The organism is Hyalangium sp., from assembly GCF_035629615.1.
Classification (GTDB): domain Bacteria; phylum Myxococcota; class Myxococcia; order Myxococcales; family Myxococcaceae; genus Hyalangium.
This window is the reverse complement of record NZ_DASPHO010000015.1, coordinates 1-12,437: the sequence shown is the minus strand read 5'-3', so window position 1 is coordinate 12,437 and position 12,437 is coordinate 1. Positions and strand designations below refer to the sequence as shown.

Genomic DNA, 12,437 nt, shown 5'->3' with positions numbered 1-12,437 from the left:
AGGGCTTCCACCTCCTGAAGCTCAACGGACGGCTGCCAGCGGTGGACCTATCCCTCGAAGAGGTGCGCGAGCCACTCGCCCAGCGGCTGCGGAGCGTGAAGCAGACCCGGGCGTGGGCGGACTTCCTCGATGGGCTGGCCCAGCGCCACGGGCTCTCGATTGACGATGCGGTGCTGGCCCGGGTGCCGGTGGAGCTCTCTGCCCCCATGCGCGCACCTTCAGGGCCGATGCCGGGGACAGTGCCGGCCCCCTATGCCTCCGAGGGGGGTGCGCCATGAAAGCAACCTTGCCGGGCAAGCAGGCAGGCACCACCGTTGCTCTTCTCCCGAGTCCCTCGTAGAGGAAAGCCTGCATGCATTCCTTTCCTACCCGTCCCCCTCCGCTCCTCCTGGCCCTGGCGCTTGGCGCCCTGAGCGCGATGGGCTGCCACAAGCCACCCGAGGCGGAGCCAGATGCCAACGTGGTGGCCACGGTGAACGGAGAGGCGATCCGTCGGGCCGAGTTCGAGCAGGACCTGTCGCGAGAGCTGGCCTCCGCCGAGGCCCCGGAGCGCACCCCGGAGGAGATCGAGCCCTTCAAGCGTGCACTGCTGGACAGCCTGGTGAAGCGGCTGCTGCTGCTGCAGGAGGCCAAGCGGCAGAACATCTCCGTCACGCCGGAGGAGGTGGACCGGCAGATGCTGCGGCTGACGGGGGACTACCCCACCGAGAGCTTCAGCGATGCGCTGGCGCAGGGGCAGCTGTCGCTGGCGGAGCTGCGGGCGCGCGAGTCCCAGCGGCTCATCATCGAGAAGCTCTTCGCGAACCACGTCTACACGCGCGTGGCGGTGACGGAGGAGGAGCTGCGGGCATACTTCGCGGCGCACGAGGCGGACTTCCAGGAGCCGGAGCAGGTCCACGCGGCGCAGCTGGTGGTGAAGGGGCTGGACGAGGCGAAGCGGGTGCAGGCACAGCTCAGGTCCGGCAAGAAGTTCGCGGATCTGGCGCGCCGCTACTCGCTGAGCGCGGACGCCAAGGTGGGCGGGGATCTGGGCTTCTTCCCACGGGGGCAGATGCCGCCGGCGTTCGATGCCGTGGTCTTCAGCATGCGGCCCGGGCAGGTGTCGGACGTGGTGTCCACGGAGTACGGCTACCACCTGTTCAAGGTCATCGCGTTCAAGCCGGGGCGCAAGCATGACTTCGCCGAGGCGCGCGGGCAGGTCGAGGCGAAGATCGTGGCGCTCAAGCAGGCGCAGGCGCAGGAGGCCTTCGAGAAGGAGCTGCGAGAGAAGGCGAAGATCTGGGTGAATGAGGCGGCGCTGCAGGCCATCCGTGGGAGGCCCGCACCGCAGGCCACCGTGGCAAAGTAGAAACGAGATTCGCGGCTCGGGCACTGCCTGGGGCCAGTCAAGAGGGACGAGATGAAGACGTGGCTGGGTGTCATCGCGGCGGCCGTGCTCGGGGTGGGCGGCGTGGCGCGCGCGGAGATGGTGGACAAGGTGGCGGCGGTGGTGAACCGCGACATCATCGCGCTGTCCGAGGTGCAGCAGCGGGCCTCGCCGGAGCTGTCGCGGCTGGCGGGCGAGCGGGATCCGCGCAAGCGCAGCGAGCAGCGCAACCTGGTCCTCAAGCAGGCGCTGGACGCGCTCATCGCCGAGAAGCTCGTGGAGGAGGAGGTCCGCGAGCTGGGGCTGACGTCGACGACCTCGGAGGTAGAGGAGGCGATGGCGGACGTGCAGCGGCAGAACGGCATCACGGACTCGGCGCAGTTCGAGCAGCTCCTGTCGCGCGAGGGCTATTCGATGAAGAGCTACAAGGAGTTCCTCGGCAAGCAGATCGCCCGCGGGAAGCTGATGCAGATGAAGGTGTCGGCCAAGATCAAGGTGTCCGAGGAGGACCTGAAGGCGGCCTACGCGCAGTACGCGAAGAACGAGGGCGAGGATATGGAGGTCCACGCGCGCCACATCCTGGTGGCGGTGGATCCGAAGGCGACGCCGGAGGAGGTGGAGGCCGCGCGCAAGAAGGCGGCGGCCATCGCCGAGGAGGCGCGACGGCCGGGAATGGACTTCGAATCGCTGGCGCGGGCGCGCAGCGAGGGCCCGAGCCGAGAGGATGGCGGGGACCTGGGCTTCTTCCGTCGTGGGGTGATGGTGCCGGCGTTCGAGAAAGCGGCCTTCTCCTTGAAGGTGGGCGAGGTGAGCGAGCCCATTCGCACCAACTTCGGCTGGCACATCCTGAAGGTGGAGGAGCGGCGCGCGGTGGGGGTGACGTCGTACGAGGAGATGCGGCCGAAGCTCGAGCTGCAACTGCGGCAACAGAAGACGGAGAAGTTCGTCGACCAGTACGTGCAGGAGCTGAAGAAGAAGGCCACCATCGAGGTGAAGATCTGAGCTCCGCGCGAGTACCCATTGTCGGTATCTCCGTAGGGGACGTGTCCGGCATTGGCCCGGAGGTGACGGCGGCGGCGCTGTCGCTGCCTCGGGTGCGCCGGGTGCTGGTGCCGGTGGTGTTCGGGGATGGGCCCACGCTGGCGCGCTTCCCGGTCTTCAAGAAGTACGCACGGGCCACGCCGGAGACGCTCGGCCGGGTGAGTGGGCCCACGGTGTGTGAGGTGACGGCACTGGGGGAGAAGGATCGCCGGCCAGGCAAGCCCTCGCGCGCGGGCGGGCGGGCCCAGTACGCCTATGTGATGGCGGCCATCGAGGCGGCGCGTGCAGGGCTCGTGGATGCACTGTGTACGGCACCGGTGTCCAAGGAGCAGATCTCCCGCGCGGGCATCCCCTTCATGGGCCACACGGAGGTGCTGGCGGAGGCGTTCGGCGTCGAGGTGTTGATGCTGATGGACGGGCCTCGGGTGCGGATAGCGCTGGCCACCAACCACGTGCCGGTGTCCGCGCTGCCGCGGCTGCTCACAGTGGAGAAGCTGACCGAGCAGCTCGTGCTGCTGTCCCGGGAGCTGAAGCCCATTGTGGGACGCCGTCCGCGCATCGCGGTGCTGGGCCTCAACCCCCATGCGGGCGAGGGCGGGCTGCTGGGGCGTGAGGAGGTGGAGATTCTCTCTCCGGCCATCAAACGGGCCCGGGCAGCGCGAGTCGATGCGCACGGGCCGCTGGCAGCGGACGGACTGTTCGCACGGCCGGACGACATTCCCTACGACGCGGTGCTGGCGATGTACCACGACCAGGGGCTCATCCCCGCCAAGGCGCTGGACTTCGAGCGCACGGTGAACGTGACGCTGGGGCTGCCGGTGCCACGCACGTCCCCGGACCACGGTACCGCGTACTCCCTGGCGGGCACAGGCAAGGCCAGCCACGTGCCCATGATGGAGGCGCTGCTCAAGGCCTCCGTCCTGGCTCAAGCCAGGAACTCTCCAAAGAGGCGCTCATGAACGTACTCGTCACCGGGGCCACGGGGCTCATCGGCAACGCCCTCGCACGCAGGCTCGTGGCGCGTGGAGACACCGTGCGCGCCCTCGTGCGTGACCTGGAGAAGGCCACGCGCGTCCTCCCGCCCGAGGTGAAGCTGGTGCGCGGCGACGTCACCGCGCCCGACTCTCTTCCGGCCGCCGTGCAGGGGGTTGATCAGGTCTTCCACTCCGCCGGCATGCCCGAGCAGTGGCAGCGCGACGACAGCATCTTCGATCGGGTGAACCGCCAGGGCACCGTGAACGTGCTGAAGGCCTCGCTCGACGCAAAGGTGAAGCGCGTCATCTATACCTCCACCATGGACGTCTTCGCCGCGCCGCGAGGGGGGACGCTGGTAGAGACGAACATCGACTCCGCTCCCAAGCCCACCGCCTATGAGCGCTCGAAGCAGGCCGCCGAGCGCGAGGCCGAGCTCTTCCGCCAGCAAGGGCTGGATCTCGTCTACGTGAACCCTGCCGCGGTCTATGGCCCCAGCCCTGTCCACGTGGGCCTCAACTCCTTCTTCATCAGGCTCCTCAACCGCCAGATGCCCCTGCTCCCTCCGGGGGGCGTGTCCGTGGCGTACGTGGACGGCGTGACGGACGTGCACCTCGCAGCCGCCGGGCGCGGTCTTTCGGGTGAGCGCTACCTCGTCGCGGACGAGCACGCGAACCACGCCGAGCTGGCTCGCGCCACCCTCCAGGCCGCGGGCCGTCCCCTCCGTGTGCCTCCTGTCGCTCCCGCACCGGTGCTCAAGGTGCTGTCCGCGGGCCTGGCGCCGCTGGCCCGCATATTCGGCTTCACTCCGCTCATCGCCCCGGGACAGCTCTCGTTCCTCCTGTGGGACGCTCACGTGGATGCGAGCAAGGCCCAGCGCGAGCTGGGCTTCCGGCCCACTCCACTGGCCGAGGGGGTGGCGCGCACCATCGCGTTCCTTCGTCAGGAGAAGCTCGTCCCCCAGGACTGATCAGAAGATGAAGGGGAAGCGGATGGGCCCCATCTGGGTCCGGTGCTTCGGGAACTTCCACCCACGCACCAGCTCCTCGATGCAGGCCCCCAGCGCCGTTCCCTTCAGCGCCTGGGTCTCCATCGCGATCTGCTGGGTGGAGCCGCTCGGCTGGACGAACCACCGCACCACGAACTTGCCCCCACTCAGGCCGGGGATGGCCTCCTTGTGCCGCCGGATGCAGGAGGCAACGGCGGGCTGGTTGGCGACCACCACCTGCTGAATATCCTCCGGCGTGAGCGTCTCCGGGAGCTCCCCCGCCGGGTCCGGAGGGATCCACACCGACTTCACACCCTTGGACTCGGGAACCTTCCGGACAGCGTCGTCCGTGAAGCCCAGCTCCCGCGCGAAGTCCTCATCCAGCTCTGCGTACTCGCTCGGCTTGCGCGGAGCCGCCGGCGCGGGCGCCGCCATCGCCCCGGCAGCCGGAGCGCGAGCCACCGCGGACTCCTGCATGAAGGGAATCTCTTCCTCCTCCGTGCTCTCAAGGGTGGGATCCTCGACGTCGCGACGCTTCTGCTGCTCCACGGCCGTGGCTCTCCGAGCCTGAACCTTCTCACGGGGCTGGAGGGGCTCTGCCTTCGCAGTCGCGATCACCGGTGCTGACGCGGAGTGAGCGATGGCTCCAGCCTCCGGGGCGGGCTTGGGCCCAGGACCCGCAGCGGCCTGGGCAATGGCTCCAGGCGCTGGCTCCGTCTTCAATACCGGCGTCGGCACAGGCGCAGGAGCTGAAGGCTCTCTCCGAGAGCTCATGCGGCCAGGGGCCACCGGCCCGGGCAGCGCCTCCACGGCGCCTCCTGCCGCCATGCCCCAGTCCGCCAGGAGCGGTCCCGACTGGCGTGCGAGCGGCGAGTCCTTCACGGAGAGGACAGCCTCGGGTGCTGGCGTGAAGGGCGGCGGCGCCACCGCGGTGACGGTGCCGGCAGGAGCGTCTGCGGACGCCTCCTGCGCCTTCGTTGGCAGGGCATCCCGCGTCACCCAGAGCATCGCAGCCACGAGCACGCTCGCGGCGCTCACGCCCGACAGTGCTCCGATCACGAGCCACGGCGTGCGGCTCGGCGCCACGGGCGCGGGAGCCACGGGAAGGTTCCACCCCGGCTGCGCCAGGTGTGGCGTCAGAGCCAGCCCAGGCAACGGCCCAGGCGGTGGAGTCCACGAAGCAGGGTCCGGCTCGACAGGCTGCGCAGGGCTCACCTCTGGAGCTGGCTCCACCCGCAGATGCTCCGGGATCTCACACGCTCCGCCTTCGAGATCCTTCGAGTTCTCCGCCGGCTGCTCCGGAGTGGGGCCCGCGCGCAGCCACTGCTCCTCTTCGGCCGCCAGCGCGAGCACGCCCTGCAGGCGCTCCGCGGGACTCTCCGCCACAGGCGCCGGCTTCACCTCCGACGCAGGCTGAAGGAACAGCTCCCGATCCAGATAGGCATCCAGATCCGTGTCGAGCGCCTCTTGCACATCTCTTTGGACACCGCTGACCACAACCCACCCCCACCCGTACTTGCCCCGACCCCGATAAAGCCGAGCAAAGATAGGGGCCCTCGCGTGGTGCGCCACGGGGGTGTTCAGCGGCAGGCAATGGCTCCTTCCGCTACCCGGCACACCGGCCTCGGAGCGTCCGGTGGCACGCAGGATCTCGGGCTCCCAGGAGGGAGCGATGCCCAAAGCCTGACACCTGCCGGACTTCGAGGTGGACGTAGGATACGCAGCTCCACCACGACACGACCTGGGCAGCTCGCTGGACCTGGACTCCCACCCGAACCTCGCGTTCGGCGCCCGGCCCGCTTCAGCGGCCCGCCGCGGGCGGCACCGGCACACAGGGCAGATGGAGGGTGAAGCAGGTGCCCTTCCCTGGCTCGCTCGCCACCTCGATGCGGCCTCCGTGCGAGGTGACGATGCCATGAACCACCGCCAGCCCCAGTCCCGTCCCCATCCCTGGCGGCTTGGTGGTGAAGAAGGGCTGGAAGAGGTAGCGCTGAACCTCGGGCGGCATGCCCGTCCCCGTGTCACGAACCTCGATCTGCACCCAGTCTCCCTCTCGCCGCGTGGAGATACGGACCTCGCCGCTCTCTGCCGTGGCCTGTCCGGCATTGACCAGCAGGTTCACCAGCACCTGCGCCATCTGCCGAGGCCGCCCCACCATGCGGCCCACCTCTCCCAGCTCGCTCTCCACCTGGCAGTGGCGCAGCTGGCTGTGCGCGATCCGCAGCGCCAGCCGCACCTCGGCGTTCAGCTCGTACTCGACGAACGCCTCTGGATCCCCACGCGAGAAGCGCCGCAGGTCCGCCACGATGGCGTTCACCCGCTGGATGCCCTCCAGCGTCGCCGGCAGCACCTCCTCCACGTGCTCCCGCAGCGGCTCGGTCAGGCCCGGGTGCGCCTTCAGATCCTTGAGCACCTGGTGGACGTTGCTCGCCACGAAGCTCATCGGGTTGTTGATCTCGTGCGCCACGCCAGCCGCCATCATGCCCAGGCTGGAGAGCTTCTCCTGCTCCATCGCCCGCGCGTGAATCTGCCGCATCTCCTGGTGGGCCCGCTCCAGTCCCGCCTGCTGCTCCAGCACCTTGTCCAGCGCGCCGCGCAGCAGCGAGGCCCGGCGCTCTGTCAGCAGATAGCCGAAGAGGCCCAGCAGGCTGAACGCCAGTGCCAGCTCCGGCGGCGCACCATCCGCCAGGGCGATGGAGTTCATCAGCACCAGGTACACGGCGACGCGCGGGCGCACCCACCGATCCAGTCCGTAGAACCACAGCATGTTGTAGGGGACGAAGACCCAGATCAGCGGGGACCATTCGGTGAAGTGTCCGCTCACGGAGATGCCTGCTACGTTCAGCAGCATCCGGAGCGTCTCCACCAGGGACCGGGAGAGCCTCCGCGCGAGCCGCTCCAGGAACACCACGTTGGCCAGGGTGAGCACCACCGCCACGGACATCACGGCGATCAGCGGCCTCCATTGCCCCCAAAACCAGACGAGCACCGCGATGTTGACCGCCATCGGGCCCAGCCCTGCGATGGCCTGGATGCCTTGATGCACCCGCTCTGGATCCGCCTCCAACGGCCGGGCCATGGCCGCCCCTGGGCTCTGCTCTGGCGCCGCATCGGTTCGAGACTGTGGCTGACTGGAAGTCATTGGCCTCCCGGAAGGCTTCCCAAGACTGGTGCCTCGAGGTTCTCTCCTGACACCCTAGGCTGTCATCTGTTTGACGATGAACCTTCCATCCTTGCAGGATGCGCGGGATGGAGAGCCTTCTTGGTCAGGAATACCGGCCCCTCGAGCTGCCCCAGCTGGAGGATCCGCATCCCTTCCTCGCCCGGCTTCGCCGCGAGGCGCCCGTCGTGCTGGCCCCCACCTTTCAGCTCTGGCTCATCACCCGGTACCAGGATGTGCTGTCGATCCTGAAGGACAGCCGGCGCTTCAGCTCCCAGGACATCCTGCGCTCCCCTCTCGAGCTGCCGCGGGAGGTGACCGCCGTCCTCGAGGAGGCTGGCTTTACCCAGGACTACCCCCTGCTGGGAGATGATCCGCCAGCCCACACGCGCATCCGCGGCTTCGTGGGCAAGGCCTTCTCGGCCGCCCGCATGGCGGCGCTGGCGCCGCGCATCCAGCAGATCGCCACCGAGTACCTCGACGCGTTCCCGCGCCGGGAGGGACGCACGGACGTGGTGGCGGGGCTCACCTATCCACTGCCCATGCGGGTGGCGACGGAGCTCCTCGGCATCCCTCAGGAGGACATGGATCGCATCAAGAAGTGGTGCGAGGAGCCCATCCAGCTCTTCAACAGCGGCCAGACGCCCGAGCAGCAGCTGGAGCGCGCCCAGCGGATCGCCGCGTACTGGCTCTATCTGCGAGCGCTCGTGGAGGAGCGCCGGCGCAACCCTCGCCCCGACGACATCCTCACGACTTTGATCGAGGCCCGCATCGAGGGGGAGAAGCCCCTGGACACCCGGGAGATGGTGAACCTGGCCAGCGTCCTCGTGTTCGCGGCCCAGGAGACCACCACCAACCTCCTCGGCAACGCGTTGATCCACCTGCTGCGTCACCCTGAGTCCTGGCGAGCCTTGTGCGAGGAGCCGGCCCGCATCCCCCAGGCCGTCGAGGAGGTGCTCCGCTACGACGCACCGGCCTCGGCCATGATGCGCTCGACCACGGAGGACGTGGTGCTGTCGGGAACGCCTGTGCCCCAAGGCTCTCGACTGCTGCTGCTCTTCAACTCGGCCAACCGGGACGAGGACATCTACGAGCAGGCGGACCGCTTCGACATCACCCGCGAGAGCGCGGCCCGGCACCTCGGCTTCGGGTACGGGACCCACTTCTGCGTGGGCGCGCCCCTGGCCCGGCTGCAGGCCCGCATCACCCTGGAGACGCTCACCCAGCGGCTGCCAGGCCTGAGCCTGGTGGCTGGGGAGCGCCCGGTGTACCTGCCCAATCTCCTCAACCGCGGGCCGCAGCGGCTCATGGTGGAGTGGAAGGCCTGAGCCGAGCGCGCCAGCCCCGGTGAGCCGTAGGCCCGCTACCAGGGCTCGATGTCGGTCTTGGGTGCCAGCGGAGAGGGCGGCGCATTGAGGCCGTTAACGGTGAGGGTGCCGTGCATGAACATGGGCCCGTACTGGTGGAGGGCCGCCGGGAAGTTGAGCGTCGGCTTGGAGACCTCGTCCAGAGCAGCCACCTGCTGCGGCGTCAGCTTCAGGTCCAGCGCACCCAGGTTGTTGTCGAGCTGCTCCAGCGTGCGCGCACCGATGATGGTGGAGCTGACGCCCGGCCGGTTCTGCACCCACGCCAGCGCCACGCGCGCCACGCTGGTGTCCAGCTCCGTGGCCACCTTCTGCAGCACGTCGACGATGGCGTAGGCATGCTCGCCCAGGTTGCTCTCCACCCACATGCCGCGAGCCGACTTCACCTTGCCCGCGTTCTCCCGCGTGTACCTGCCGCTGAGCACCCCGGCCTTGAGCGGAGACCACGGCGTGACGCCCAGCCCCAGCTCGCGCGCCATGGGGATCAGCTCCCCCTCCACCGTGCGCTCCATCAGCGAGTACTCGATCTGCAGACCGATGAGCGGGGACCAGCCTTTGAAGTGCGCCAGCATCTGCGCCTGTGCTGTCTTCCACGCCGACATGTCCGAGAAGCCGATGTACCGGACCTTGCCCGCCCTCACCAGGTCGTCCAGCGCGCGCATCGTCTCCTCGATGGGCGTGTGCCTGTCATAGTTGTGCATCCAGTACAGATCGATGTAGTCCGTCTGCAGTCGGCGCAGGGACTCCTCGCACGCGGCCATCAGGGACTTGCGCCCCGCGCCGCCGCCGTTGGGGTCCGAAGGGAAGAGGTTGTTATAGAACTTGGTGGCGATGACCATGCGGTGCCGCTTGCTCGGGTGCCGGCCCAGGTGGTCGCCGATGATCTTCTCCGAGTGCCCCATCGTGTACATGTTCGCGGTGTCGATGAAGTTGCCACCACGCTCGATGAAGCGGTCCATGAGGGCGTTGGAGGTCTCGACGCTGCTGCCGTAGGCGATCTCCTCGCCGAAGGTCATCGCCCCGAGGCAGAAGGGGCTGACGCGCAGCCCTGAGTGGCCGAGGGTGAGATAGCTGTTGAGAGGCATGGGTGATCCCAAGGGAATGGATGGAGCGGCGCGGATTGCTAGCGCTCTTCAGGAGCGTCCGCCACCCTTTCCCACTCCCACCCCGCGCGCCAGGGGAAGTGATCCGGCGCTGGGTTCTCGCGAAAAACGGTCGTAGGCTCCCCCTCCGGAAAGCAACTCCGGTGAGCAACTCCGGAATGCAAACAGGGAGCCCTCATGTCAGCGACGCAAGAGGTAGCCGATCCGCATGGCTTGATGACACGCCAGTTCCAGGTGGACCCCTACCCCACCTATGAGCGGCTGCGAGACGAGGCGCCCGCCTACTTCAGCGAAGGCTGGGGGGGCTGGCTCCTCACGCGCTACCAGGACGTGCAGGGAGGGTTCAAGGATCCGCGCCTCTCCTCCAACCGCGCGGGCGCGTTCGGGGCCATGCTCCCCGCGGCCCTGAAGGAGCGGCTGGCGCCTGTCGTCTCCAGCCTCAGCTCCTGGGCGCTGCTCATCGACCCGCCCGACCACACGCGCGTCCGCGCGCTCGTGAACAAGGCCTTCACCCCGCGCCTGGTGGAGTACCTGCGGCCCCTCATCCAGGAGCAGGTGGACCTCTTCCTCGACAAGGCCGAGGCCGCGGGGAAGCTGGACATGGTGCATGACGTGGCCAACCTGCTGCCGGTGGCGGTGATCGGCGACATGCTCGGCATCCCCCGCGAGGACGGGCTCAAGCTCCGTGTCTGGGCGAACGCCTTCGCCACCTTCTTCGGCACCACCAAGTACACACCGGAGGTGCTGGACCTGATGCGCACCGGCATCGTGGAGATGGAGGAGTACTTCCGCGGCCTCATCGCCCAGCGCCGCAAGAGCAGCACCCAGGGCAGCGATCTGCTCAGCACCATGATCGGCGCCGAGGACCAGGGCCGCTTCCTCTCCGAGCAGGAGGTGCTGGCCACGTGCTCGCTGGTGCTGTTCGCCGGCCACGAGACGACCACACACCTGCTCGCCAATGGCCTGTACCTGCTGCTGAAGAACCCGGAGCAGCGCGAGGTGATGCTGGGCTCCGACGAGCAGCTGGAGGCCGCGGTGGAGGAGGTGCTGCGCTACGAGAGCCCCATCCAGCGGCTCAGCCGCGTCATCACCGAGGACTTCGAGCTGCACGGGCAGACGCTGCGCAAGGGCCAGAAGGCGTTCCTGATGATCGGCGCGGCCAACCGGGACTCGCGCCAGTTCCCCGAAGCGGACCGGCTGAACCTGCAGCGCCAGGACAACCGCCACATCGCCTTGGGCTTCGGCATCCACTACTGCCTGGGCGCCGCGCTGGGCCGGATGGAGGGACAGATCGCCCTGCGCACCGTGCTGCGCCGCTTCCCGAAGCTGCGGCTGCTGGAGGAGCCGGAGCGGCTGGAGAACGTGGCCTTCCGCGGCTTCAAGTCCCTCCCCGTGTCCCTGGGCTGAGGACTCTCCCCACCTTCGGTGGAGCACCTCGTGACGACGACCTCCTCGTGCTAGAAAATGGGCGTGCACACGCTCCCCAACCCCAAGTGGTTCGAAGCGCTGAAGAAGGATCCCAAGGCCACCGAGTCCGGGATCCACTGGTTCACTCCCGAGGAGGCCGAGGCCCGGCGCGCCGAGCTCGCGCGCCTGTACGAGAGCGGTGACGAGCGCGTCCGCCACCACCTCCCCGAGGCCGCCTTCGCTGCCGCCCAGGAGCAGGCCGCTCGCTTCATCCCCGTGGGCGAAGGCCCCACTGCCTCGGACCGCGAGGGCCACAAGACCCGCTGCTTGCTGCTGCTGGCCAGGCAGTCCCCGGACGAGCTGAGGGTGGCGCTCTCGCCCGTGTACCCGCCCTTCCTGTGGCTCGGCGCCGGGCAGACCGCCGCCTCCCTCAAGGAGGCGCTCACGCCCTACTTTCCTCCCCACATCCCCTCCGAGGACAAGCTGGAGCGCACCGTGCGCGGCTTCCTCGGGACGGGCGCCAAGAACCAGATCGATCTGATCCAGCTCCACGACCGCTACAAGGCCTCCGCCTTCCTCGACGGGCTGACGTGGGGCAGCGCGTACAAGAAGGACCCGTACCTGGACCTGCTGCCCAAGGGCCACTACGGCCTGGAGATGGCCCAGCGCTACCGCGACCAGGCGCCGGAGGGCCTCCCCACCTTCAGCTTCCGCTCGCTGTTCTCCAAGTCCATCCTCCGCGCCGAGGCGCACGCCAACGTCGCCGAGGGCGTCAACATCTTCGTCGGCCAGCTGCGCTACCACCCCGCGAAGCAGCAGGCGCTGATCCACGAGCTCAACCAGCGGCTCGGGATGAAGCTCCCCGAGGACCTCCCTGTGGATCTCGCCGGCGCGCTCATCGGGCTCTCCTTCGATCCGCCCGAGCTGATCCGCGCCGCGCTCCCGAAGCAGACCGAGCCCGCGAAGCTCTCCTTCGGCCTGCTCTGCCTGGACTGCCTGGCCAGCGACGACGCGGCCGCCGAGCAGGAGCTGCGCG

Annotated in this window: 10 protein-coding genes and 1 pseudogene; 8 read left to right on the top strand and 3 right to left on the bottom strand. The window is 68.7% G+C overall.

From position 1 onward, the window contains the following. The 5 genes from VD972_RS00540 to VD972_RS00520 all read left to right on the top strand — a co-directional run. On the top strand, nt 1–278 hold a 278-nt coding region (locus VD972_RS00540; RefSeq protein WP_414653960.1), incomplete at its 5' end, for a peptidylprolyl isomerase. A 74-nt stretch (nt 279–352) separates the two neighbouring features. Further along, nucleotides 353–1,348, top strand: a complete 996-nt coding sequence (locus tag VD972_RS00535) for a peptidyl-prolyl cis-trans isomerase (protein WP_324979098.1) — start codon at nt 353–355, stop codon at nt 1,346–1,348. Nucleotides 1,349–1,399: 51 nt separating this feature from the next. Continuing rightward, the gene (locus VD972_RS00530) at nt 1,400–2,368 is read left to right on the top strand and encodes a peptidylprolyl isomerase (RefSeq protein ID WP_324979095.1); all 969 of its coding nucleotides are present in this window, start codon (nt 1,400–1,402) and stop codon (nt 2,366–2,368) included. Then, nucleotides 2,365–3,366, top strand: coding sequence for a 4-hydroxythreonine-4-phosphate dehydrogenase PdxA (gene pdxA / locus VD972_RS00525; RefSeq protein WP_324979100.1), 1,002 nt, complete (start codon nt 2,365–2,367; stop codon nt 3,364–3,366). The genes VD972_RS00530 and pdxA overlap by 4 nt, the downstream gene beginning before the upstream one ends. Beyond that, nucleotides 3,363–4,349, top strand: a complete 987-nt coding sequence (locus tag VD972_RS00520; RefSeq protein ID WP_324979092.1) for an SDR family NAD(P)-dependent oxidoreductase — start codon at nt 3,363–3,365, stop codon at nt 4,347–4,349. Before pdxA ends, VD972_RS00520 begins: the two co-directional genes overlap by 4 nt. On the opposite strand, the gene VD972_RS00515 is transcribed toward VD972_RS00520, so the two are convergent. Next, nucleotides 4,350–5,840, bottom strand: coding sequence for an AgmX/PglI C-terminal domain-containing protein (locus VD972_RS00515; protein WP_324979090.1), 1,491 nt, complete (start codon nt 5,838–5,840; stop codon nt 4,350–4,352). Between the two features lie 328 nt (nt 5,841–6,168). Next, nucleotides 6,169–7,446 (bottom strand): sensor histidine kinase, encoded by a 1,278-nt coding sequence (locus VD972_RS00510; RefSeq protein ID WP_324979087.1) that lies wholly within the window; start codon nt 7,444–7,446, stop codon nt 6,169–6,171. Between the two features lie 170 nt (nt 7,447–7,616). Here VD972_RS00510 and VD972_RS00505 point away from each other — a divergent pair, with 170 nt between their 5' ends. After that, nucleotides 7,617–8,855: a cytochrome P450 gene (locus VD972_RS00505; protein WP_324979084.1), complete on the top strand. Its 1,239-nt coding sequence runs from the start codon at nt 7,617–7,619 to the stop codon at nt 8,853–8,855. Between the two features lie 35 nt (nt 8,856–8,890). On the opposite strand, the gene VD972_RS00500 is transcribed toward VD972_RS00505, so the two are convergent. Then, nucleotides 8,891–9,976: an aldo/keto reductase gene (locus VD972_RS00500; RefSeq protein WP_324979081.1), complete on the bottom strand. Its 1,086-nt coding sequence runs from the start codon at nt 9,974–9,976 to the stop codon at nt 8,891–8,893. Between the two features lie 195 nt (nt 9,977–10,171). Here VD972_RS00500 and VD972_RS00495 point away from each other — a divergent pair, with 195 nt between their 5' ends. Both VD972_RS00495 and VD972_RS00490 read left to right on the top strand, forming a co-directional pair. Next, complete coding sequence (locus tag VD972_RS00495; RefSeq protein ID WP_324979080.1) at nt 10,172–11,401, top strand: cytochrome P450; 1,230 nt, start codon at nt 10,172–10,174, stop codon at nt 11,399–11,401. A 63-nt stretch (nt 11,402–11,464) separates the two neighbouring features. After that, nucleotides 11,465–12,437, top strand: a pseudogene (locus VD972_RS00490) (hypothetical protein); the annotation flags it as partial.